The sequence below is a fragment of the Oceanispirochaeta crateris genome, assembly GCF_008329965.1.
Classification (GTDB): Bacteria; Spirochaetota; Spirochaetia; order DSM-2461; family DSM-2461; genus Oceanispirochaeta; species Oceanispirochaeta crateris.
Genome location: NZ_CP036150.1, coordinates 3,879,522 through 3,903,584, shown reverse-complemented (window position 1 = coordinate 3,903,584; position 24,063 = coordinate 3,879,522). Strand labels below are relative to the sequence as shown.

The window sequence follows — 24,063 nt, the reverse complement described above, 5'->3', positions numbered from 1 at the left end:
GCAAGTTTTTTTTAATATTTTTTAAACCTACAAAAATGGGAGATAGATCATACCGATGACTAAAGAACAACCTTCTATCACAGTTAGGGATGTTGCCGCCAAGGCTGGTGTTTCCACAGCCACTGTTTCCCGGGTTCTCAACGGAGATCCCAAGGTCCGTCCAGACACTGCCGAAAGAGTTCAAAAGGCAGTCTCTCTTCTGGGTTATAGAATGAACCAGGTTGCCCGGAGCCTGAAAACAAAGCGGACCCATACCATTGGAATCATAGCCCCTGAGTTTAAAAATGACTTTTTTATGAGCATTGTCACTGGTATCGAAGACACACTCAAACAGATAGGATACTCAGTCGTTTTGTGCAGTTCCAGAGAAAACAGAAAAGAAGAAGCAGAAAGACTTCAGCTCCTAAAAGAAAAGAATACGGAGGGTGTGATTATAATTCCAGGCAGCAATAAGGGTGAGCACTTCAATATCATGAAAGGAACGCCTGTGGTCTTGGTAGACCGCCTTGTGGAAGGCTTTGAGTCGGATGCCGTCTTATCCGATAACTTTCAGGGAAGCTATGACGCCGTTCAGTACTCTTTGAAAAATGGAGCCACCCATATAGGGTTTATAGGGGGTAAAAGAACCCTGACATCTGCCAAAGAGCGGTATGGGGGGTATAAGAAGGCTTTACAAGATAATCATAGAAAATCAGAGCCGGAGATCATTCTTTTTGGCGACTATCATGAGGATAGCGGATACCAATTGATGAAAACTCTGATGGAAAGAGAAACCCCTCCAGATCATGTCTTTATTTCGAATTACTTCATGCATCTTGGTGCCGCTCGGTACCTGTTGCAGTCCGACCACAAAGGCCTTCACATCCTCTCCTTTGACGACCTACCCCTGGCTGCATTTTTCCCCTATGCCAGCATCATCGTCGCCCAGCCCATGGAAAGGATAGGACGGGAAGCTGCAAAACTTCTCATTCAAAGAATCAATGGATCAAGGGCCGATACAAAAATTATTAGGCTCCCTACCAGCATGAGGATTCTAGAATAATCAACCTATTTTGAAATCCCCTTTTCCTTCATCTTTCACCTTATACATGGCCTTATCAGCCCGGGCAATGAGGCTTTCAAGATCTGTAGTTGTACCCGGTAAGGCCAGGGCGATGCCTATGCTAGACCCAACCTTGGCTTCCCCCTGCGGGAGGATAAGTGCTTGATTTAAAGAATCAAGAATATTCCTGGCGACCATTTTACAGTCTTCCTCTCCTTCGACTCTATGAAGAAGCACAACAAATTCATCTCCGCCGATTCTGGCAACGGTATCACTGTCTCTTACACAGTTTTTCAACTTTCCGGCTACGTCTTTCAATACAAGATCTCCCCCTTCATGACCATAGGTGTCATTGACATTTTTGAATCCGTCAAGGTCAATAAACAAAAGGGCAAAAGTCTGATTATAACGATCCAGATCTTTTATAAGCTGTAGTGCGGCGATTTTCAAGAAGTCTCTATTCGGCAATCCCGTCAGGGTGTCAAACAGTGCAGCGCGCTCCAGAGCTTCTTTGAAAATATTTCTCTGAACCACCGTTTTAGCTGCCAATAAGAATGGAAAACTAGCCATAAGAGTCAGGATGAAGGTCAAGAGAAAAAGGACAATAAGGAAATCTCGCCAGGAAGTATTCATTTCATCAAAACTGACTCTATTGACCAAATACCAATGCTGCTCATTCACAATTGTGGGAACCTGACTGAGGGGCTGAATATTCAAGGAGGTATACAATGAATTCTCATGGATAAAGGAGTGGGTTCTATCGTTAGACACTATTTTTTCCCATAATTCAGGAGAACTGACCATTAGGCCCGATGGGTTACTTTCGGGGTACATGAATTGCCATTCTTCTGCTGGATTATCATTGTATAACCAGAACCCCTCCTCATTGATGAGACCGAAAGTCCCAGCTTCATTTCGAGATGAGACGATAAGATCTTCAATGAAAACATTTGCCAGATAGTTTAGAATCAACACCCCTTTGAGGTGTATCTTCTGATCATAAAGGGGTGTTCCAAAACGGATCATAGGTTTAAGAGGAACCTCAACGGCCCCTTTCTCCTTATTCAGATCTATGGGAGACACATAAACATGTCCCTCTTTTAACTTTACTGACTCTTTAAAATAATAGCGGTTACTCTTATTTTGAAGTTCTTCCCTTGGAACAATTTCGGGAAATCCATTGTTAAAATTGATCCTCAAAAGTTCATTACCTTCCGTATCCAAATAGCGAATTTGATCATATATCTTTTTACTTCTGACAAATTCAAGAAACTCTTTTTCAATAAAATGCTTGTCTTCCTCGTTTGGAATACTTTTAAATCTCAATATTTCATTCAGCACAGGAAGAAAGAGGATATCTGATTTGATAGATTGAAAATGGCTCTCAATTAATCCACCCAAATGGTCTACCTGAGTCTCCGAGTGGACTTTGTAATCTCTCAAGAGTTGGTTCCGTCTTCCCAGGAGTAGAGCAGAGATAATGAGGAATGTAATCAAAATAAAAGCACTTAAATACCAGAAGAACCTCTTTCTTACATCTTTATCCCTCATAGATAATTCAATCTGATCATTCATATTTAACCGGAATTTCCTTTTTCAGTAGTGGCCTACTTTCTCTAATTATATAAACTATAGCCTATTGTACAAAACAAAAGTGACAATGGATTTTCATTTGACCTGATTAGTGCAGGAAAAGAAGGACTACATTGATCCAAAACAAGCCCAATAAAAATGGATCTGATAATATCAAAATTTTATAAAAAAAACCACAGAATCCGGGGGACTTTGTGGTTAGCATTATTTATTTTCATTTTTCACAATGATTTTTAGCCAAATATGTTTTGGGCTGCTCTTTTAAAAGCCTTTTCGGACCGGAGGATCATATCATCATTCACACAATATGAGAGTCTGAAATATCCAGGCATTCCAAAACCCCGGCCGGGAACTGCCAGAATATTCTGTTCCTGAAGATAGTTCACAACCATCATATCATCACCAAGGGGAGCCCGTGGAAAAAGGTAGAATGTACCTTCAGGCAATTCAAGGTCAAACCCACAGTCGGTCAGGATTTGACCAAGAAGATCACGCTTTTTCTGATACTGAGCTACATCAACAGCCATCCCTTGAAGGCGCCCCACGACTCTCTGCATAAGGGAGGAGGCATTGACATATCCTAAAATGCGATTGCAGAGTACCGCTCCGCTCGTAATATGATCACGGTCTTCAAGGCCGGGGGCTATGGCCAGAAATCCGATCCTTTCTCCAGGAATGGAAAGGTCTTTGGAATAGGATGTACAGATCATGGTATGAGGATAAAGCTCAGGAATGGAAGGCACTTCCACCTGTCCATAAATGATCTTCCTATAAGGCTCATCACAGAGGATGTAGATTCTCCGCCCCATTTCTACAGATTTTCTTTCCAGCAATTCGGCCAGTTCTTTGAGTTTTTTCTCACTATAAACCTTACCGGAAGGATTATTCGGAGAATTGACAATTACCGCGGCTGTTTTTTCATCAATAACAGATTCAAAAGCCTCAATGTTCAGATCAAAACCGGGAAGGCAGTCTACCAGTTCCAGGCCTCCTCCATGATTATCACAATAAAACTGGTACTCCATAAAGCAGGGTTTGCTGGCCAGAACCTTGTCGCCAGGATTCAGGATTGTCTTGAGGGCAACATTGAGTGCACCGCCGGCTCCGCTTGTCATCAGAATATTTTCAGGACGAAATTTAACATTTTGCTCATCTGTTAAATATGCGGCTACTTGAGACCGGACTTCCGGATATCCGGCATTAGGCATATAGCCATGCATATTCTCCCTGGCTGCTTCTTCAAGCAGTATATTTGTAAACTCTGCAGGAGGAAGAGCGCTGGGATTTCCAATTGAAAAATCGTACACATTCTCGGCACCGAATTCTGACTTGAGAGCGGCACCTGTTTCAAACATTTTTCTGATAAACGAAGAAGATGCCTGCATCTCCTGGATTTTTTTTGAAACAGCCATGATGGGTGAACTCCTCTTAATTTTAAAGCCGGTATTTCGCCTACTTTACCAGCATTTTGATGATTTCACAATCTATACCATAAATGGGGTTTTCTTTATACCGCTTTCTGTCCTACTATCATCTTATATGAAACCTTTAAGGTGTTTTGTTACGGTTTTCATTCTTCTATTGGTCACTCTGTCCTGCCGGTCTATCAAGCCTAACCAAATAAAAAAGATGTCTCCACCGGCAGTTATGAATGATGAGAAATACAACCCCTTTATTCACGGAGCCGTAATACAAGACAGAAAAAGGCTGCCTATTCTTTACGCAACAAACAGGGTACCCGCCGATTCTGACAGTTGGGAACCTCATTATCTGAGTACCAGATCCGAATCAGTTCGGCTTGGTGTAGCAGGCATTGGTGTGGCAGACATAGACAAGACCTGGGACGACATGGCCATGATAGAAGCCAGCCGAAACCTTCCTAGAAAACCTCTGCTGGAAGTCCTCGACGTCGAAGAATATGGTATTTTAGACACATCTCTCACCCTCTTTTCATCAAATGATCTTCCTCAGGATTACCTAGAATTACCCAAAGAGCGATTTTTGATTGAATTAAAATCCCAGCTCAGGCAAACAGATATTAAAGATGTCTTTATTTTTGTACACGGCTACAATGTGAATTTCGAAAACCCTCTTCTTGTCACGGCTCAGCTCTGGCATTACCTGGGGTATAGAGGTTCATTTATTTCTTATGGCTGGCCAGCCACACCAAAACCCACAGCCTATAGAAAGGATATGGACACAGCCTCCATGTCCTCCCGGAGTTTTCGTCTTTTCTTGGATTTTCTGGCCGAACAGGATGAGATTCACCGGATTCACATACTGGGTTATAGCTCAGGAACAAGAGTTGTCACAGAAGCCCTCTATCAGAAGGCTCTGGAACTCAATGACCTACCGGCCGAAGAGGCTCAAATGAAAACCAAACTGGGTACAGTCATTCTCTCCAATAGCGATATGGACCGGGGACAGTTCAGCAGTTATATCATGGATGGAGAACTCAACATTCTGGAACGAATGAACCTTTACACATCCTCCAAAGACCTCGTTCTGAGAGGTTCCCAAATAGTCCTGTCACTTCCCAGAATGGGACAAACCATGACAGATGAAGAACTGACTCCCGCCATCAAGGACTTTTTTGATAAAGAGGAGAAATTGTCCATCATTGACGTCAGTGATGCTGAGAAAGTAGCCACAAATGGAGGACACTTTTATTTCCTCGAAAGCCCCTGGGTAAGCAGCGATGTCCTTTTGAACCTATGGACCGGGTTTGATCCCGAAGAAAGAGGGCTGGAAAAACATGAGAATCTGCCCATCTGGACCTTTCCCGACGATTATATTGAGCGCAGTAGGGCGGTCCTTGATGAGTTTATTTCGGCAACGCCTTCATCAATAGATATCCGAGAAATGAATGAATAACGATTCGAAATAATCATGAATATCCTCTTTTTTTTCAAGGACTGAAGTTCTGAAGAGACTCCGACCCTTGACAGCCCTCCAAGCAAAGGAATATAACGGAATATAGCAGAATTTAGAGGATGATCAATTATGAATGATGAGATTTTAACCTTGGCTGAAGTTGCAGAATATCTGAAGTTATCAGATAAAACGATACTGAAGATGGTTAAAAACCATGAAATACCCTGCGCTAAGATTGCCAATCAATGGCGATTTTCAAAACCTGTGCTCAACGACTGGCTGACGGCGAAGATGGAAGTCATACCACAGAACGACTTATCACGCTTAATCGAAAAAGAGTATGACTCGGTTCCCCTTTCCCGTTTAATAGATCCTGCAAACATCATCCTCCCCCTGGCATCCACAAGCAAGGAAGAAGTTATCCGTGAACTGGCCGAAAATGCCTTTGCTTCCCAGTTGATATCCGACAAGGTGTACTTCATAAGGAAACTTGTAGAGCGGGAAGAACTGACTTCCACATCCATCGGCAGCGGAATTGCGATTCCTCATATAAGAGAAACTTCAGGAAAGGTCGTAAAGGAAGCTAAAATCATCATTGGTGTTTCAGAGCAAGGCATCGATTTCTCATCCTTTGACGGAGAACTGACCCATCTGTTCTTTTTGCTCATATCTGACAGCGAGGTGGTTCATCTCAGAATATTGTCCAAAATCAGTCAGATCTTCAGAAAAGAAGGAGCCATTGAGTCTCTGCGGTCCATCAAAAGCAAAGAGGGTTTTATAGAGTACTTTATACAGGCAGACAAAGATTTTATTTATCCAGAAGGGATTGAGAATGATTGATTCATTCAAATAAGCTATGGGAATTCTCTCTCAGGCCGGACTCCCTAAAGGTCTATCCCTAGAACTCTGCACCAGCTAGTCAAAAATGAGTTTTCTGCTTTTTGTACCCATAGTTTATCTATGGAAGTGTTGTCAAAACGACAGCCACATCAATACTCTTTGAGATCATCGGACCGATTCTCCCAAAGATTGGACTTGGAAAAGATGGGGAAATATAATCTGTACCTCAATAATGGCCCCCACTCTGCTCCTTCTAACTAAAATATGCCCATACATTTTATACTGTAATTTCAAATGAGAGTTTTATACATATTTGTAGCATATTTATTTAATGGTCTCTTCTAGAGCCCGTAAAACCCCATTCTAACTGATCAATCAGTCAAATTTCAAAGTATATTTATACTATTATTGACAAATTGATCAGTAACAAAGACAATCAAGAAAGAATATGAATTATTCCTTAGGAGAAAGTAAAATGAAAAGATTACAGTCTGTTCTACTCGCAGCTCTCGTGCTGCTGGCAGTTCCCATGTTTTTTTCCTGCAAGGCTAAAGAAGAAGCCAAAACTGCAGAACCCGTTGCCGAAGCGGCAGCACCAGAAGAAGAAAAAGTCAAAGCCGGATTTGTTTACATCGGCCCTGCTGGAGACTTTGGTTGGACCTATGCCCACGATCAGGGGCGTCTATTTGCTGAAGCAGAACTTCCCTGGCTGGAAACAATCACCGTTGAAAGTGTTCCAGAAGGTGATGCAGTCCGTTTCATCGACAGACTGGTGCAGGAACAGAAATGTGATGTTATTTTTACAACCAGCTTTGGTTACATGGACGATACTGTAGCAGCAGCTGAAAAATATCCTGATGTTAAATTCTTCCATGCCTCCGGATTCAAAAGAACTCCCAATATGGGAACCTATATGGGTGACATGTACCAGATCTACTACATGAATGGACTTATAGCCGGTGCCATGAGCGAAACCAATAAGATCGGTTATGTGGCTGCATTTCCAATTCCCGAGCTGTTCCGTCATATGAACGCCTACGCTCTGGGTGTTAAGGAAGTAAACCCCGAAGCAACAATCAGCGTGAAATGGATCTATGCCTGGTACGGACCAGACAAGGCAAGAGAAGCAGCTGAATCTTTGATTTCAGAAGGTTGTGATGTTCTGGCTTTTACCGAAGACACACCTACAGTTGTTGAAGTAGCCCAGGAGCATCTGGAAAAAGGTGAAGCCATCTATGCTATGAGCCACTACAGCCCCATGGCCTCCTACGGTGAAGATGCAGCACTCTCAGGTCAGCTGACTGACTGGGGCGTACTGTATAAACAGATGCTGATGGATTATAAAGCCGGAAAAACAGATGATCTGACAGACTATGACCTGCTTTGGCTTATGAAGGAAAATGCCGTTGAAATGGGTGCTTCCATGACAGAAAAAATCAATCCAAAATATGTGGATACTCTGAAAGGTATCATGGTTGATTCAGCTGACTTCGGAAACATTTCCGTCTATGACCTCGTGATGAAACGGTATGAACAGATGAAAGCTGGACGCGATGTATTTGATCCATTTACAGGTCCTATTTATGACCAGGACGGCAACGAAACCATCGCCGCCGGTGAAGTGGCTTCCATTGGACACCTCTTTGCAGATATGATGTATCAAATTGATAACTTCGATACACCTCTTCCCCAATAAGAATAGATAAGTATCCTTCTACAAAAAGGGTGAAAAAAAGGGACGCTCTTGCGTCCCTTTTTTTAAATTTCATGCTATTCTGCTATCAAAACACTCCAGGGAGATATACTTTGAGAAAACTTAAAAAGCTGGAAATGAGAGGAATCTCAAAATCCTTTATAGGGGTCAAGGCGAACCAGGATGTCAATTTGAATATTCAGGGAGGAGATATTCTGGGGCTCCTGGGTGAAAACGGTGCCGGAAAAACGACTCTCATGAATATACTCTACGGCCTGTACCTTCCCGATGAGGGACAGGTCCTCATCAACGATAATGAAATAAGGCTGAGAAACCCCAAAGACAGTATGCAGGCGGGAATCGGAATGATTCACCAACACTTTATGCTGATCCAGAAACACACGGTTCTTGAAAATATTGCTCTGGGATATGACGGAGCCCCCTTCTTTTTTCCCCAAAGATACATGAGGGAACAGATAAAGGAATATTCTGAACGGTTCGGTTTGGATGTAGATCCGGATAAGAAAATTTGGGAATTATCAGCTGGAGAACAGCAGAGAGTAGAGATCCTCAAAGCTTTATTCAGAAATGCTGACCTCCTAATCATGGATGAACCTACATCGGTCCTTACCCCCCAGGAGGCGGAGGACCTCTTTGATATTCTCAGAAAGATGACAAAAGAAGGGCATACGGTCATCTTGATCAGCCATAAACTTGAAGAAATTATGGCCATTTGCAACTCTGTCATGGTAATGAGAAAAGGAAAGGTCACAGGAAATGCCCGCATTGAAGACGTGACTCAAAAAGACCTGGCACGGATGATGATAGGAAGAGAAATCTCGTCCTGTTTTGAAAAAAGCGATCAAAAGCCTGGAGAAGCAGTCCTGGAAGTCAATAATCTATGCGTCAACAACGATCAAAATAGGATGATTGTCAACGATCTATCCTTTAAGCTCCACCAGAATGAAATACTGGGGGTGGCAGGAGTCTCGGGCAACGGCCAAAGAGAGATGGTAGAAGCCATTACAGGATTAAGACATGCCCTCAATGGTCAGGTATTTCTGCAGGGAGAAGAGATAACAAATATTTCTGCCCGAAAAATACATGACAGGGGAATTACCCATGTTCCGGAAGAAAGGATTAAACACGGAACAGTCTCAACACTTCAGCTTTATGAGAACTCTGTACTGAAACAGCACCACAGAAACCCATTCAGCTTCAGAAGTCTGATGAACTATCCGCTTATTAAAGCTCATGCCGAAAAAATTGTGAAATCCTATAATGTGGATGCAGCATCCATAAACACACCGATCAAAAACCTGTCGGGAGGCAATATCCAGAAACTCATTCTGGGAAGAGAGATTTCGGCAGAACCGGATGTTTTAATCGCTGCACACCCTACATATGGATTAGATGTAGGAGCTGCCGAGTATATCCGGAAAGAGCTCATTGTCTGCCGAGACCGCGGTGGAGCGGTTCTCCTGGTCTCAGAAGACCTGGAAGAGCTGTTCCAGGTTTGTGACAGAATAGCCGTCATGTTTGAAGGCAGATTTATGGGCATTGTCAATCCTCAGAATTGCGAAATGGACGACATCGGATTGATGATGGCCGGTGCGATACCCGAATTTTCACCAGCACCCCAAGGAGAGAACTGAAAATGCCGATACAAATAGTACCGAGGGAGAAAACAACACCCGGTTTCAATGTTTTGATTTTGCTTCTATCTCTGCTGTCCGGGTTGATTGCGGTAGGGATCATATTTTTAACATATGGTATAAACCCGTTTTTTGCTATTTTTGAAATTTTCCGCTCCTCCTTTGGCAGCAGTTTTGGATTCAAAGAAACTCTGACAAAAGCCATACCCCTTATTCTAATAGGAAGTGGTCTGGCCCTTGCCTATAAGGCCAAATTCTGGAATATCGGCGCGGAAAGCCAACTACTGTGGGGGGCAATAGCTGCCACATGGGTGGGACTGAATTGGGGCCCATTCATGCCAGGATATGTAATTTTACCCCTTATGTTTATTGCCGGATTTATGGGAGGCGCCATTTGGGGTATCATCCCTGCGGTGTTCAAGGTCAAATTTGGTATCAACGAGGTTATTTCAACTTTGATGCTGAACTACATAGCCGCCGAATTTGTCAAATTCCTGGTGGTCGGCCCCTGGAAAGGAGCCACGAAATACGGATATCCCTATACGGACGATCTGCCGGAACAAGCTATTCTGAAATTGCTGAATATGTCCAGAATATCTTTGCCTCTACTGATCCTGGCGGTTGCTGTTGCCCTGATTCTCAGTTTCATAGTCTACCGGACACGCTTTGGTTATGAAGTACGGGTCATCGGCGAAAACTCCGAGGCGGGAAAATATGCGGGAATTGATTTTTTCAGAACCACTGTATTGATGATGGCAATATCCGGTGGAGTTGCAGGTCTGGCAGGTGTGGGAGAGCTTACGGCAATTCATCATCACCTGAGTTATCCTGAGACGATCTCTGCAGGGTATGGATTTACGGCCATCATTGTGGCCTGGCTGGGTAGACTGAATCCGGCATTTTCAATTTTGTCCGGTCTATTTTTTGCTGGGATCATAGTGGGAGGCGATGCCATCCAAATGTCGATGGGCTTGCCTGCAACAACAGTCAATGTTTTTAATGGTTTGATTCTGGTTTTTCTCATTATGGGAGATTTCCTACTGAGCCACAGAGTCCAATATAAAAGGAGAATCAGATAATGCTTGAAATATTAACATCGATCCTGGTGCGTACTATTGTAGCGGGAACGCCTCTTCTTCTGGGAACCCTGGGAGAAGTTGTCACAGAACGCGCTGGCATACTGAACCTCGGAATAGAGGGTATGATGTCCCTGGGTGCTGTAACGGGTTTTATTGTTACATTTACAACAGGGAATCCCTGGTTGGGAATGATTGCCGCGATAATTGTCGGTGCTTTGTTCTCATTGATCCATGCCTTTGTCACTATCAGTCTGAGAGCAAATCAGGTTGTTTCCGGTTTGGCATTGACAATGCTGGGTCTTGGATTAAGCGGTCTTTGGGGAAAACCTTTCATTGGTCGTCCTCTGGAAACAAAAATGTCAGCCATTGCCATTCCCGGTCTTTCCAAGATTCCGGTTATAGGCAAAGTTCTGTTCTACCAGGATGCCTACTTTTACCTTTCTGTGTTACTGGGGGTTATTGTCTGGTTCATCATGAAATATACCAAACTGGGCATCACCATAAGATCTGTAGGTGAGAATCCTAAAGCAGCTGAAACACTGGGGATCAATGTAGGTCTAATCAAATATGCCTGCGTTATGGTGGGCGGTGCTTTTGCCGGAATGGCCGGAGCACACCTGTCTACAGCCTACAGCAAGTCCTGGATAGAGGGGATGACATCAGGACGAGGCTGGATCGTCATTGCCCTGACAATATTTGCCCTGTGGGAGCCGTCAAAAGCCTTCCTGGGGGCCTATGTATTTGGAGGCATCTTTGTCATCCAATACGTATTGCAACCTCTGGGGATATCCCCGAACCTTCTGGCCATGCTTCCTTATCTGACGACCCTGGGAGTACTGCTGTTTTATGGAATGAGCAGCAAGGGGAAACGCAAAATGAGTGCCCCGGCAACCCTGGGAGAACCCTATATCAGGGGCAGTCGTTAATAGCAACAATAAAGGCCCGGTAATCACCGGGCCTTTAAACTCTAGTTTGTTTTTTCATCCTTTGAGGGGAATAGGCTCACAAAGCATGGTGGCGCCCCATCTTTCATTTTTACAAGCCCTTTATTTGATAGGTGAAGTTCTGGTAGAACGATCAATCCCAATAAGCTGATAGTCATTTCGGCAGAATCATGAGGGCAACCAGCATCAATAAGTGCCTTTTCTACCGCTTGAAGCTCTTTTGCCGCCTCAACCACGGATTTCAGACTCATCAACCCTGCAAATGGCAGTGACATCCTAGCCTGAACCTCCCCTTCATGAACAACCACAAGTCCGCCACCGCAGGCTTTCAACTCATTGGCAGCCAAAGCCATGGCCTCATTATCATTCCCTATGACGAGCAGATTATGGCAGTCGTGAGAGACTGTAGAGGCATAGGCCGTATTCTCTTTTAAAGAAAGTCCCTGTAGAAATCCCATGGCACGCCTGTCCTTCTCAGGGACACTTTTCTCATGCCTGTAAATCATACAGATTTTCGCCAGATCACGACTTGCATCTGCCTCCAGAAATCCTTCCTGCGGAACAATCTCAATCATTTCTTCTTTTGTGAAAACCATACCGGGGATAAGGCGTATACTTCGCACAGTCTGTCCATTCTCTGATGATTTTAAGCCTGAAGGAACTGGAATCTGAAAATCCTCGGCCTTTTGAGTTTGGATATGAACAGAATCAAGGGCCCAATCCGGATAGTCAAAAGGAGGAATTTCAATCATCATCTGCCCTTCCCTAGCCACACAGATTCCTCCGGCATACACAGAATCGACTCTAAAATCACTCAAGTTATCCACGAGAAGAAAGTCGGCAGCCCTACCCGGGGCAACTGAGCCAATCCAGCGTTCTTTTTCCAAAAGCTGAGCCGCATTGAGAGTGACCATCTGAACAGCCTGAACGGGAGGAACCCCCAAACGAACGGCTTCTCTGAGGACTCTGATTAGATGACCATCTTCTGCAATGGTGAGTGGTGTAACATCATCGGTGACCATGGTAAACATACGGCTATCTATATCAGGGTTATCCAGCAGAGCCGGCACCAGGTTTGGAAGATCAAGCCAGGCAGACCCATACCTTTGCTGAACATACATACCACGGCTGATTTTGGCTAAAGCCTCCCCTGCGGATGTACTCTCATGGCAGGCTGTCATACCGGATGCGATGAAAGCATTCAATCCACCTGCAAGATCGGGAGAAGAGTAATGACCTGTCATAACTTTCCCGGCTTTGAGCCCCTCAGCACCAATAGCATGAACCCCGGAATCTCCAAAAATGACTCCTGGAAAGTTCATCTGCTCTCCCTGAAGTTCCACCCAGTTTTTCTCATAGGCTTTCTTGACATCGGTATCATCTATGACGGCCCCGGCATCTTCCATACCGGGTATAGAGGGAACGCAAACAGGCATGGCTGTCAGAACATTGATTGGAAGATCGGATGCAGATTGATGAAAGAGTTCCACCGCCCTCAGACCGAAAACGTTGGTCATTTCATGTATATCGGGACAAATCGTGGTGGTACCATGAGGCAGAATCCCTGCGGCAAAAGAGGGAAGATCCACCATGGAACTTTCCACATGCATGTGGCTGTCTATCAATCCCGGTAGGATGTATTTTCCTTGGGCATGAACGACTTTAGTATTTTCCCCTATTGGATAATCATCTGCATTTCCCACAGAAGCAATGATTCCATGAGAGACGATAACATCGCAGCTTTCTTCAATAAAGCCCGTATGAACATTAACGAGCCTCCCCTTTTTGATAATAAGATCAGCTGCCTTGTGGCCCATGGCAACTGCGGCCAGGTCGCTAGAGTATTTGGCTTTATGATGTAAGAATTCCTGATATGTCATTTTGTGCCTCCTGATGCTAAATCCAATTATACCCTCCGGCTACAATCAGGGGAAGCAATAATTCTGAAGAGACACAGAGTAGCCCATTGAAAGCCCTCTAGATTAAAAAGAACGTCATATCATTCCATGAAGATCATGGAATGATTAGATAGTTAAAGACTATTTCCTCAAAGAGATTACTCCCCTTTCATTCGGTATCCGATTCCCCGAACTGTCTCGATAATATGGCCGCACTCTCCCAGTTTCTTTCTGATACCCAGAATCTGAACATCCACGGATCGAGCGGTAACAGGATAATCTTCCCCCTTAACGGAGTCGATGATCTGATTCCTTGAAAAGACCCATCCCGGATTTTTAGCCAGGAACCTGAGAATTCCGAATTCAGTTGCTGATAAAACTATGGGAGATCCCTTTAACAGAATTTCATGACGGGCCGAATCGATGACCAGGTCATGAATACTGATTCTAGTGGACTCTCCCTCAGAGCTGCCGTTTTTTGAGCGCCTGAGGGCTGCATTCACCCTTGCCACTAGAATCCGCGGACTAAAGGGCTTTGTGATGTAATCATCCGCACCGCTCTCAAGTCCTTTGATGATGTCCTCATCTTCTGATTTGGCCGTAAGCATGATAATGGGAACGTCTTTTTTATCTGCATCCTTCCGTAGCTGAGAGCAGACTTTGATCCCATCCATTCCCGGGAGCATCAAATCCAGAATGATCAGATCAAAATCGCCTTTTTTAGCTTTATCAAGACCCTCTTCACCATCCCTGGCTTTCTCTATTTCGTACCCATTCATTTCTAAATTGAATGAGATGAGTTCTCTGATATCTGCTTCATCTTCAATTATCAATAACTTTGCCATTTTAAATCCTTAAAGGTTTTCATGTTCTCCGGTTTCGGCAAAAACAACCCATTCGCATATATTACGAACATGGTCGCCGATTCTTTCCAGAAAACGGCTTATATACATCAAAGACAACCCTCCCTCAATATTCTGAGGTTTGGAAATCATGTATGTCAGCAATTCTCGCACAACCTGTTTATGCAGGTCATCTAGAAGCTTATCTTCCGCAGCAATGATCATGGCTTCCTTAGAATCCTTCTCAACATATGCCGCAACGGCTCTGGAGAGCATTTGACATCCTAATTCGGCCATACGGGGGATATCAACCAGCGGCTTTAACAGCTCTTCGCCGCCCATATTGATGGTTCCCTTGGCCACATGCACTGCATGATCTGCAATACGTTCTATATCGGTAATGATTTTAATTCCGCTGATCAAATGTCTTAGATCGCTTGCAACAGGCTGTTCTCGGGCAATAATGAGAGCACATTTATCACAGAGATCTTTTTCCATATCATCGATAATATCATCTTCATCAATGACCTGCTGAGCCAAGTCAGCATTTTTATTTTTAAGGGCGTCCACTGCCTTATTGACAGATTCTTCCACTCTCAATCCCATTTTCATGATTTCTCTGTTCAATTCTGCTAAATCATCTTCATAATGTTGTCTGATCATAATTTGTTTCTCCTTGCAATTGATCTTTTTCGGTATGACTTGAGGATCAGCCGAACTTTCCAGAGATATACTCTTCTGTTTTGCTGCTTTTGGGGTTGAAGAAAATTTCATCGGTAGGCCCGAATTCTTCAATCTTACCATGTAGAAAGAAGGCTGTTTTATCAGAGATTCTTCCCGCCTGCTGCATGTTATGTGTCACTATCACAATAGTATAATTCTTTTTCATTTCATCAATCAAATCTTCAATACGGGAGGTGGAAATCGGATCCAGAGCCGAAGTTGGTTCATCCATAAGAACCACATCCGGTTCAACTGCCAATACACGGGCGATGCAGAGCCTCTGCTGCTGTCCTCCCGAAAGCCCCAGGGCCGGTTTATGAAGTCGATCCTTCACCTCATCCAGTAAGGATGCCTGCTCCAGGCTCTTTTCTACAATATGATCTAATTTTGAACGGTTTTTTATGCCGTGAGTCTTAGGTCCATAGGCGACATTATCATAAATAGACATGGGAAATGGATTTGGTTTTTGGAAAACCATTCCGACTTTTTTCCTCAGCTCAATAACATCCCACCCTGTATTGATGTTCTTGTTATCATAGCTGATATTTCCCTCTATTCTGACAATATCAATAAGGTCATTCATCCGGTTCAAGGTCCTGATAAATGTGGATTTTCCACATCCGGAGGGTCCTATAAGAGCGGTAACTTCCCGTTCTTTTATTTCGATATTCACATCATGAAGGGCCTGAAAATCTCCATAAAAGAGATTCAGATTTTCCACTTCAATTTTATTGTTTACATTCATAATATTTAGACTCCTTGGCCTATATGCCAGAATTTTATTCACTCGCTTGAGTATGCGCGTAGTGGAAAGATTGGTAATGAGGATGATGATGACCAAAACTGCAGCCGTGGCAAAAGTCCGGTCAAATGAGAGGGCTTCTGAAAACAGCATATAAAGGTGTAAGGAAAGAACCCTGGCAGAAGAGGATGGTCCCGACACCAGGTCATAATTGGAACCCAGGGTATAGATCAATACAGCAGTTTCTCCCACGGTTCTTCCTATGGCCAGGATAATACCTGTCAGGATTCCAGGGGATGCAGTAGGAAGTACAACTTTTACAATGGTTTGCAGTTTTGTGGCCCCCAGAGCCAGAGAACCTTCCCGCAGGGAGTGAGGCACAGATTTCAGAGCTTCTTCAGTGGTTCTGATAATGGTGGGAAGGACCATGAGTGTAATGGTCAGCGTACTGGAGATAAATCCGATTCCCATGCCCAGAATCTTCACAAAGAAGATAAAACCGAACAAACCGAACACAATGGAGGGGATACCCGCTAGGGTTTCACTCCCCATTCTGAGAATACCGATGAGACGTCCCTGTTTAGCATACTCGATCATATAGATGGCGGCCATGACTCCCACGGGAGTAGAAAAGATGATTGTGAAGAGGATTAAAAAGAAAGTATTAATGATGATATAGGAGATTCCTCCCCACTGCCCCGATCTAGCCGGTGCTTCGAAGATGAAATGCCAGGTAAGATTCCTGCCGGTCTCATGCCTCAATACAGGAAGGTAAGAAAGTTCATATTCAGCCAGACTTCCAAAGGACGACAAGGCGACGGCCCCTTCTATATCTTGCAGGAAGGTATAAAATTCTTCTTCATTCTCGGCTTCAATCATTTTGGCTTTTGGTGAGAGATCCCGGACTGCCGATGTTCCTTTCATCCTGATAAGAACCACGGGAAGGTCTGTTCCTCCGACTTCCTGCCAATTTGCAATTTGACCGTCAAAAAGAGCCTCTTCCTGGTCTGAACTGATTTCACGGAGCATTCTACCATCTTGAATCTGAAGAACACTGGGATGCACAGCCACAGAAGCTCTTCTGACTCCAAGGGTTTTGACCTCATCAGGAAGATTCTCTGCCATTTCGGCGGGAATAAACCCGAGAGCTCCCGGATGAGTGGCGACATTCTGAATCATTTCATCCCAGGAGTCCACTTTGGAAACGGTCTTTCGATAATCCTCCAGATCTGCCCCTTTAAGTATAAAATCTTTAATTCCGCTGGAAAACCCAGCTGCCCCATCAAAGGCGTAGGGCACGACTTTCAGATCCTGTTGATTGTAGAATCCCCAGTTTTCTGTTCGCACCTTGTTATAGAGCTTTCTCAATGCCTCAACAGTGATATCTTCCGATCTTGTTTTATGGTGAATGATAAAGACCACATCCCCAAACTTGCTTCCATCACTCCCCAGAATAGGAATATTCGTATCAACCTGATTTGTAACACTATAAGGAACACTATTGTCATACCAAAGCCCTTTGACCATGAGATACCCGATGATCCAGACAAGGATAGCTATGGTAAGAACTGCCAGGAACCAGATGATCCCTTTGGCAACTTTTTCCTGCTTTCTGATTTTGAGGGACTGAGGAGAACTAAGTACCACCGCATTAGATTCTGCTTTATCGATATTTGATGCTGTTTTCATTTATACATCCTCTCTCACTGCTTTTTTCATGAGATACTGAACCAGAGTATTAATGCCCAGGATAAAAACAAATAAAACAATACCAGTAGTGAAAAGGCTGACAGCATGATCATCGGCGGCATATTTCATATCTGTGGCAATATTCATAGTCAGGGTTCTTGTCAATGACAAGGGTCCCTTGGGCATGGTAACCGCATTCCCGGCAACCATAAGAACCGCCATAGTTTCACCGATAGCCCTTCCCATCCCCAGTACAATCCCCGCCAGAATACCCGAACGGGCCGTGGGAATCATAACCCTGTAAATGGTCATCCAGTGGGTTGCCCCCAGAGCCAAAGAACCTTCCTTCAGCTCATGCGGAACGGCTCTTAGGGAGACTTCTGTAATATTTATGATGGTAGGAAGAGTCATAATTGCCAGAACAATACTGGCAGTCAGAACACCCAGCCCCGTTGGACTTTTAAACAAAACCCTTATGACTGGCGATATGGCGATATAACCGAATAGTCCGTAGATGACAGAAGGGATACCTGCTAAGAGCTCAACAACAGTTCTTAGAATATCTGCTATCTTGCCTTCGGCCATCTCTGCCATGAAGATACCGACAGCCAAACCAACTGGAACGGACAGGATCAAGGCTCCTACTGTTACCCAAATTGAACCCATAATAAAAGGAAGGATTCCATACTGCGGTATTTCTGCTGTTGGTTCCCATGTACTTGAAAACAGAAACTTCAGGGGGCTGACTTTTGCAAACAGAGGTAAACCCTCTTGAAAAATAAATACGGTTATAAAGACGACACTGATAATAGATAGCAATGCACTGAACAGAAGGATCTTTTCAACTGTATTTTCCAGAATGATTTTTGATGACTTCAAGACATCTGCTCCTTGGAATTTTATTAACTCATATTCTCCATATGGAAACCCTCTTTCTGTTAGGAGATTGTTAGAATACTGTTAAAATTCTAACGAAAAAAAAGACTGCCCAAAGGCAGCCTTCAAATACGATAGTTTCTCTGTCTATTATTATGAATTGATAGAGATAAACTTTTCTTCTTTTACAATGTCCTGGCCTTCGGCAGAAAGGATGTAATTGATAAAAGCTTCTTCCAGAGTTCCTGCGGGTACTGGACCATTGGTGATGAGAATCAGATCTCTTGAAACGGCATAAGATCCATCAAGAACATTTTTTTCTACAGGAGCAATTCCATCTACAGTAACAGCTTTTGTTCCGGCATCCTTACCGATATAACCGAATCCACAGTAACCAATGGCATAGGGAGTAGATCCGACTTTCGCAACCATATCTCCGTTGGAAGTAACAATAGCGGCAGTTTCGGTGAACTTTTTACTCTGTGTTTTTACAGTGGCATCATTAAAACAGGACCGTGTACCGGATGCTTCATCTCTGTTGAATACAACAATTTCTGCATCTGGACCACCCAGCTGGCTCCAGTTTGTAACTTCACCGGCATAGATGGCAATAATATCTTCCAATGAAAGGTTGTCCATGGGAACAGATCCCTTATTCAGAACAACAGCAACTCCATCCTTAGCAATAGCTGTAGCAAGAGCACCGGCTTCTTTCTCTGAATCTTTAAGAGATCTAGAAGCAGCACCAATAGAGTAGGTTCCTTCCAGGGGACCTTTAACACCAGCTGATGAACCGGGTGCATCATAAGAGATTTTCACATCAGGGTACATTTCTGTAAAAGCTTCGGCAGCAGCTCTGATGATGGGCTCAACAGTTGTAGATCCACCAAAAGCATAATTACCTGAGAATGAACCATTTGAAGATTGATCCATTCCTGCATCCTGCTGACCACCAGCGAATGCGAAACCAGCTACAAACAGAACCATAAGAACAGCAATAATTTTTTTCATAATTGAACGACTCCTTCCTAATTTCACAATTTAGACTGTCCTTTGAATTTTCCAATACCATCCAAAGGACCATATCTTCCGTAAGATGGCTCATAATCCTTCCTGCAGATAAGGATTAGATAAAAGAATTGTTAAATTAGAGTTAAATTACTAACCGTAATGGCTCCATAGAAATATTAAAAGGAATAAACATTTCTCATAATTCCCTAACACAACACAAACAGACATGTTTTTTAATGAGCCCATGAATTTAAAAATATCGGTAACAAAATGAAGATAAGGACCCAGGCTATCCTTTTAATGATTTTCGGGACCGCCACCATCCTGCTGGTTGGACTCCTAACAATCAACCAATTGAATAAATCAGAGCATTTGGCCCTCGAAATGCAGAGCCACCAAAGTGGGCTCATCGTACTAAATGATTTTCAGACTGCGGCCAACAATCAGGTTCTTTATAGTACTGATCTGGTAAGGACCAGAGACATATCCGGTGTGAGAATCACCACTTACAGAATGACAGAAGCAAGGATGACCAGAGAGAATACGAAACTCAAAGAACTTATTATTGCTGATGAAAAGCTCTACGACCAGATACAGAATCTTGTTTATAAGGGAGAACAACTGTCAAAGATCTGTAAGTTAGAGCTACTCGATCCACTTTACAGCCATAAACCTATTGCAGAAGGTATGATTGACCGTCTGATTTACGAAGTCCTGAATGACTTAAACAGCGATACGAACTCTATAAGGAATGCTCTTGATGAAAGAATCAAAGAGGACATCGCCAGTCAGGCGTACCAGAAAAAACGCTTCGTATCCATTTATCTTCCTATCAGTGGGGGACTCCTTCTGTGTTTGCTCTTGTTCTGTTTTGCCATCATCATACGATCTCTTCATTCTATCAATAAAACACTTTATTTTTTTAATATACTGGCAGATGGGAATAGCCGTTTGGATGTGACAATGCCTGTATCCGGAAAAGATGAAATAGCACAGCTTGGAGCAAACTTCAACCGCTTTATGAAGAATCTGTATCACCGGCAGCAGGCCTTAAAAGGCATAGCAGAAGACCAGGTGAACTCCGGAGAAAAATTATACACCCTATCTTTGGATCATTCTTCTACGGTAAAACAACTCGAGGGCAATCTGAACTCTGTTCATCAGCATGGGTTAAACATGTCAGAGCAGGTGAATTCATCTGCTCAGGAAATTAGACAAATTTCTCTAACTCTGGACTCTTTGGAAAAAAGATCAAATGCTCAATCCCAGAGTGTCGTTTCCATTGTAGCAAAGGGTGAGTCTGTTCAAAAAACACTCTCATCACAGCAGGCGGCGGTTGAGCAACAGGGACTCCTGATTAATAAGGTCAAAGAAGAGAGTTTAAATAACAAAACAATCATGGAACTTTTTAAAACACAGATACAAGAAGTTTTATCTCAGGCATCCTCTATATCAAAGGCAATCCATTCTATACAGGATCTGGCAGACCAGACAGATGTACTGGCCATCAATGCATCCATAGAAGCGGCTCACGCAGGTGTGTATGGAAAAGGATTCTCCGTCGTCTCAGAAGAAATGCACAACCTTTCAAATAAAGTTAGACACAATACATCCCTTGTTGGAAACCTATTGAAAGTTCTGGATGAAAAATTGCTTTTGATGACAGAAGAAGAAAAACAAAACCAGGAATCGATAGCCAGACTCATTAATCAAAACAGTAAGTCCATGGAAGCCATGAACAAATTAAAAAAATCAAACATTGAAATAAACCATATCATTAGAGATTTCTTTGAATTATTAAAAACCGTACAAACAGGATCCTCCCGTCTTCATGAAGAGACCGAGAGTGTCAGAAACAGCAGCAGCCTGATAAGTACACATATGGGAGAACTGGAAAGGCAACAGACTGACCTCATACAAGAGACTCTGGAAATGTCCCGAGGTGTTGTTCAGTTATCCAATGGGACAGATGTCCTTAAAAATTTGAGCGATAAAAACAGCCAGACCGCCTCTACTCTCAATGATGAGATTCGAAAAATGGGAGCTTAAGAAAACATATTAGTAATGAGGTGTATCAACGAGAAGTATTAAATTTTTATTACGATCAGGATTGACTAGATACATAAATAACAATTGAATGGTGAACTATGAGCGACCTTATACCAGCATTAGTAGCCCTATTCCTTCCTATTTTCCTTGGTCTATTGTGCCGAAATGGCAATTTCATAGATCCTTCCCACCGGATCTATATTCAGCAGTTTGCTGTCAGAGTGACCATCCCATTTATGGTCTTTAATTCATTAATAGTGATGGATTTGAAAACCGCCGGTCAATTTTTACCCATGTCTCTCGGTTTTTTCCTATTTCTCGGCATTGTCTGGCTCATTTCCTGGGGTATCCTTACATTCCTGGCACCCAAAAGTAGATGGGTTAATAAATATAAAGCCGAATTGTTTATGTTAGCCATTTCCGGAAATATAGGCTACATCTGTTGGAAACTCCATGAGCTTCTCATCGGAGCAGACGGCCTCCAAAGAGGGATTTTTTATACCTCATTTTTTTGGCCTATTCTGCTGTTCTATGGCTTTTTAATCACCGTTGTACTGAAACTAACTAAGCATCAAAAGTTAGATAAGAAGAGTATTCACTTTAATATTATTCCTCTCTTGATAATGGTTGCCTTAGGACTGATCTTCGGTATTATGAATATATCCTTGCCTGAAGGACTGGCCCAATTTTCTGAAAGCTTTGGGTCCATGGCGGTTCCACTTATCCTGTTCTGTATGGGTCTATCAATCTCCATCAAAAGCTCATTACGTTCTGCTCTTCCTCTCCTTCCATTCCTAGTGGTGCGCTTTGTTGTCTGGATTGCCGCTACAGCAATTCTATTTCAACTCCCTTGGTTTGATGAAACCTCCCGCAAAGTTTTGATCATCAATGTCATGGCCCCCCTGGGAGTGTCCATCATGGTAATCAGCGACATGTTTGGACTGGATACCGACTTCATAGCCAACTCCATCACGATCTCAACGCTGATTTTCCTGTTTTTCCTGCCATTTTTATTTTATTTCTGGTAATAAATGATGAAGATTGTTATTGCACAACCACCTATTAGAGACTTCTATCAGTCCCCACACCGCCATTCTGCCATGGGTTCTCTCACTGTGCAAAAAATATTAGAAGAGGCTGGTCACTCAATCACTCTCTTTAATTTCCCCTCTCATTCAGGAGAGATTCATACACCCCCTCTTCCGAGGGAGCTGAACTACCTCAAAGCCTTTCTCATTACGGATGAAAAAGGACCGGTTACCTGGTTTAGGCAACGTAAGCATTTTGGTCCCAGTTTCAATGATTGTTGCCAGCAGATACTGTCAGCCAGTCCGGAAAGAGTCATGATCAGCTGTTTAGCCTGGTGTTATGCCGAGGAGGCTGTCCTTTTAGCTAAAGAACTAAAAAAGCACTCTCCTGACCTCCCACTGGACATTGGCGGTGCAGGAGTATCGGTCAACCCAGATTGGTTCAGAAAGACCGGTCTCTTTGAAAAAGTCCGCTGCGGAGAAGCCGAAAAAAACATGACAGACTTACCTGGTGTGAAAGAAGAAAGTCACATGATTACTCCCGTCCTCAGTCCTGCCTATAGAGCCCAGGGAAAACTTCAATACAGTACGATGCTCACCAGGGGGTGTCCTTATCGATGTCAATTCTGTGCCAACCACCTGACTCATGGTAGAAATTTTAGAAAAATCGCTATAGAAGATTTATTGATTCTTCTTGAACAGACCCACCAGGAAGAGTTCCACTTAAACCTGGAAGATGACAACCTTCTGGCAGACGCAGATTATTTCTGCCAGTTCCTGGATTCCTTTCATTTCAGATACCCAGGAGCAACCCTATCGGCAGAAAACGGCCTAGACTACCGCCATCTGACTCATGCGATTATAAATAAGATGATTGATTCAGGATTTATTAGATTCAATCTCTCCATGGCTTCTACCGACAGCCAGATTTTGTCTGATCAGAACCGTACAGGACAGCAGGAATTATTGTCCGATGTATTATTTTACCTGAAACAAAACCAGATCCCGGCTGTAACCTACTTTATATGCGGCCTCGAAGGGGACAGTCTTGAATCGGTCTCGCGGAACCTGTTGTTTCTGGCATCTCATCCAACAGAAATTGGGATATCTCCCTTTTATGCCGTCCCGGGACTACCGGGTTTTGACAAACCTGGTGATAATAGTTTGCCCGAGTCTCCCGCCTTGTATTGCGGCTCTTCGGTCTGGCCCTGGAATAAAAACCTCACCACTGCTCAGCTGATCACGGCTTTCCGTCTGAGCCGGTTTATCAACCTTCTAAAATCAGAAAATAGATTCTTATGGCAAAATCTGATTCAAAAAACATTAGAAACCTGCCGACTCCATACAATCTGCGGCTCAAAAGAGAATAAGGCTCTCATAGAGGTCCCCCTGATGGACAACAAAATGAGCGAAATAGTTATCAAAAACCTACCCGAAAATCTAATATAAACCGTAAGTAAACCCATGAACAGAGGCGATTACTTG

Annotated in this window: 18 protein-coding genes and 1 pseudogene; 10 read left to right on the top strand and 9 right to left on the bottom strand. The window is 43.4% G+C overall.

Features of this window, described 5'->3' with window-relative positions:
* Nucleotides 1-55 precede the first annotated feature (55 nt).
* Nucleotides 56-1,042 carry a LacI family DNA-binding transcriptional regulator gene (locus tag EXM22_RS17670; protein WP_149487795.1) on the top strand — a complete coding sequence of 329 codons (987 nt, stop codon included), beginning with the start codon at nt 56-58 and terminating at the stop codon, nt 1,040-1,042.
* On the opposite strand, the gene EXM22_RS17665 is transcribed toward EXM22_RS17670, so the two are convergent.
* A complete protein-coding gene (locus EXM22_RS17665; protein WP_149487794.1) occupies nt 1,043-2,617 on the bottom strand; it encodes a diguanylate cyclase domain-containing protein in 1,575 nt (524 codons plus the stop codon).
* 251 nt (nt 2,618-2,868) lie between these two features.
* Nucleotides 2,869-4,047, bottom strand: coding sequence for a pyridoxal phosphate-dependent aminotransferase (locus EXM22_RS17660; RefSeq protein ID WP_149487793.1), 1,179 nt, complete (start codon nt 4,045-4,047; stop codon nt 2,869-2,871).
* Between the two features lie 127 nt (nt 4,048-4,174).
* Here EXM22_RS17660 and EXM22_RS17655 point away from each other — a divergent pair, with 127 nt between their 5' ends.
* The 6 genes from EXM22_RS17655 (at nt 4,175) to EXM22_RS17630 (ending at nt 11,702) form a co-directional block, all read left to right on the top strand.
* On the top strand, nt 4,175-5,509 hold the full coding sequence (locus tag EXM22_RS17655) for an alpha/beta hydrolase (protein ID WP_168203605.1): 1,335 nt from the start codon (nt 4,175-4,177) through the stop codon (nt 5,507-5,509).
* A 129-nt stretch (nt 5,510-5,638) separates the two neighbouring features.
* The gene (locus EXM22_RS17650) at nt 5,639-6,349 is read left to right on the top strand and encodes a PTS sugar transporter subunit IIA (protein ID WP_149487791.1); all 711 of its coding nucleotides are present in this window, start codon (nt 5,639-5,641) and stop codon (nt 6,347-6,349) included.
* A gap of 475 nt (nt 6,350-6,824) precedes the next feature.
* A complete protein-coding gene (locus EXM22_RS17645) occupies nt 6,825-8,045 on the top strand; it encodes a BMP family ABC transporter substrate-binding protein (protein WP_149487790.1) in 1,221 nt (406 codons plus the stop codon).
* Nucleotides 8,046-8,155: 110 nt separating this feature from the next.
* Nucleotides 8,156-9,697 (top strand): ABC transporter ATP-binding protein, encoded by a 1,542-nt coding sequence (locus EXM22_RS17640; RefSeq protein WP_149487789.1) that lies wholly within the window; start codon nt 8,156-8,158, stop codon nt 9,695-9,697.
* Between the two features lie 2 nt (nt 9,698-9,699).
* Nucleotides 9,700-10,776, top strand: coding sequence for an ABC transporter permease (locus tag EXM22_RS17635; protein ID WP_149487788.1), 1,077 nt, complete (start codon nt 9,700-9,702; stop codon nt 10,774-10,776).
* Nucleotides 10,776-11,702: an ABC transporter permease gene (locus tag EXM22_RS17630; RefSeq protein WP_149487787.1), complete on the top strand. Its 927-nt coding sequence runs from the start codon at nt 10,776-10,778 to the stop codon at nt 11,700-11,702. The genes EXM22_RS17635 and EXM22_RS17630 overlap by 1 nt, the downstream gene beginning before the upstream one ends.
* Before the next feature lie 41 nt (nt 11,703-11,743).
* Here EXM22_RS17630 and EXM22_RS17625 read toward each other — a convergent pair whose 3' ends face one another.
* The 7 genes and pseudogenes from EXM22_RS17625 to EXM22_RS17595 form a co-directional block, all read right to left on the bottom strand.
* Entirely contained in the window at nt 11,744-13,600 is a 1,857-nt protein-coding gene (locus EXM22_RS17625; protein ID WP_149487786.1) for an adenine deaminase, read from the bottom strand.
* A gap of 176 nt (nt 13,601-13,776) precedes the next feature.
* Nucleotides 13,777-14,463 (bottom strand): response regulator, encoded by a 687-nt coding sequence (locus EXM22_RS17620; protein WP_149487785.1) that lies wholly within the window; start codon nt 14,461-14,463, stop codon nt 13,777-13,779.
* Between the two features lie 9 nt (nt 14,464-14,472).
* Complete coding sequence (gene phoU, locus EXM22_RS17615; RefSeq protein WP_168203604.1) at nt 14,473-15,123, bottom strand: phosphate signaling complex protein PhoU; 651 nt, start codon at nt 15,121-15,123, stop codon at nt 14,473-14,475.
* A gap of 46 nt (nt 15,124-15,169) precedes the next feature.
* The gene (gene pstB / locus EXM22_RS17610; RefSeq protein WP_149488032.1) at nt 15,170-15,928 is read right to left on the bottom strand and encodes a phosphate ABC transporter ATP-binding protein PstB; all 759 of its coding nucleotides are present in this window, start codon (nt 15,926-15,928) and stop codon (nt 15,170-15,172) included.
* A gap of 48 nt (nt 15,929-15,976) precedes the next feature.
* Nucleotides 15,977-16,804 (bottom strand): annotated as a pseudogene (gene pstA / locus EXM22_RS18440) (phosphate ABC transporter permease PstA); the annotation flags it as partial.
* An 810-nt stretch (nt 16,805-17,614) separates the two neighbouring features.
* Nucleotides 17,615-18,493 carry a phosphate ABC transporter permease subunit PstC gene (gene pstC, locus EXM22_RS17600; RefSeq protein ID WP_246157043.1) on the bottom strand — a complete coding sequence of 293 codons (879 nt, stop codon included), beginning with the start codon at nt 18,491-18,493 and terminating at the stop codon, nt 17,615-17,617.
* Nucleotides 18,494-18,643: 150 nt separating this feature from the next.
* Nucleotides 18,644-19,501 (bottom strand): phosphate ABC transporter substrate-binding protein, encoded by an 858-nt coding sequence (locus tag EXM22_RS17595; RefSeq protein WP_149487782.1) that lies wholly within the window; start codon nt 19,499-19,501, stop codon nt 18,644-18,646.
* 270 nt (nt 19,502-19,771) lie between these two features.
* Between EXM22_RS17595 and EXM22_RS17590 the strand changes: the two genes are divergently transcribed.
* The 3 genes from EXM22_RS17590 to EXM22_RS17580 all read left to right on the top strand — a co-directional run bounded on the left by EXM22_RS17590 (nt 19,772) and on the right by EXM22_RS17580 (nt 24,027).
* Complete coding sequence (locus EXM22_RS17590; RefSeq protein ID WP_149487781.1) at nt 19,772-21,550, top strand: methyl-accepting chemotaxis protein; 1,779 nt, start codon at nt 19,772-19,774, stop codon at nt 21,548-21,550.
* 98 nt (nt 21,551-21,648) lie between these two features.
* Nucleotides 21,649-22,578, top strand: coding sequence for an AEC family transporter (locus tag EXM22_RS18270; protein WP_168203603.1), 930 nt, complete (start codon nt 21,649-21,651; stop codon nt 22,576-22,578).
* 3 nt (nt 22,579-22,581) lie between these two features.
* A complete protein-coding gene (locus EXM22_RS17580; protein ID WP_149487780.1) occupies nt 22,582-24,027 on the top strand; it encodes a B12-binding domain-containing radical SAM protein in 1,446 nt (481 codons plus the stop codon).
* The last annotated feature ends 36 nt before the right edge of the window (nt 24,028-24,063 follow it).

Bases quoted from the DNA above. Each gene is read 5' to 3' on its own strand.
- EXM22_RS17665 (WP_149487794.1), bottom strand. From the start codon at position 2,617: ATGAATGATCAGATTGAATTATCTATGAGGGATAAAGATGTAAGAAAG.
- EXM22_RS17635 (WP_149487788.1), top strand. From the start codon at position 9,700: ATGCCGATACAAATAGTACCGAGGGAGAAAACAACACCCGGTTTCAAT.
- EXM22_RS17660 (WP_149487793.1), bottom strand. From the start codon at position 4,047: ATGGCTGTTTCAAAAAAAATCCAGGAGATGCAGGCATCTTCTTCGTTT.
- EXM22_RS17625 (WP_149487786.1), bottom strand. From the start codon at position 13,600: ATGACATATCAGGAATTCTTACATCATAAAGCCAAATACTCTAGCGAC.
- EXM22_RS17670 (WP_149487795.1), top strand. From the start codon at position 56: ATGACTAAAGAACAACCTTCTATCACAGTTAGGGATGTTGCCGCCAAG.
- EXM22_RS17595 (WP_149487782.1), bottom strand. From the start codon at position 19,501: ATGAAAAAAATTATTGCTGTTCTTATGGTTCTGTTTGTAGCTGGTTTC.
- pstB (WP_149488032.1), bottom strand. From the start codon at position 15,928: ATGAATGTAAACAATAAAATTGAAGTGGAAAATCTGAATCTCTTTTAT.
- EXM22_RS17650 (WP_149487791.1), top strand. From the start codon at position 5,639: ATGAATGATGAGATTTTAACCTTGGCTGAAGTTGCAGAATATCTGAAG.
- EXM22_RS17630 (WP_149487787.1), top strand. From the start codon at position 10,776: ATGCTTGAAATATTAACATCGATCCTGGTGCGTACTATTGTAGCGGGA.
- EXM22_RS17580 (WP_149487780.1), top strand. From the start codon at position 22,582: ATGATGAAGATTGTTATTGCACAACCACCTATTAGAGACTTCTATCAG.
- EXM22_RS17590 (WP_149487781.1), top strand. From the start codon at position 19,772: ATGAAGATAAGGACCCAGGCTATCCTTTTAATGATTTTCGGGACCGCC.
- EXM22_RS18270 (WP_168203603.1), top strand. From the start codon at position 21,649: ATGAGCGACCTTATACCAGCATTAGTAGCCCTATTCCTTCCTATTTTC.
- phoU (WP_168203604.1), bottom strand. From the start codon at position 15,123: ATGATCAGACAACATTATGAAGATGATTTAGCAGAATTGAACAGAGAA.
- EXM22_RS17645 (WP_149487790.1), top strand. From the start codon at position 6,825: ATGAAAAGATTACAGTCTGTTCTACTCGCAGCTCTCGTGCTGCTGGCA.
- EXM22_RS17655 (WP_168203605.1), top strand. From the start codon at position 4,175: ATGAAACCTTTAAGGTGTTTTGTTACGGTTTTCATTCTTCTATTGGTC.
- EXM22_RS17620 (WP_149487785.1), bottom strand. From the start codon at position 14,463: ATGGCAAAGTTATTGATAATTGAAGATGAAGCAGATATCAGAGAACTC.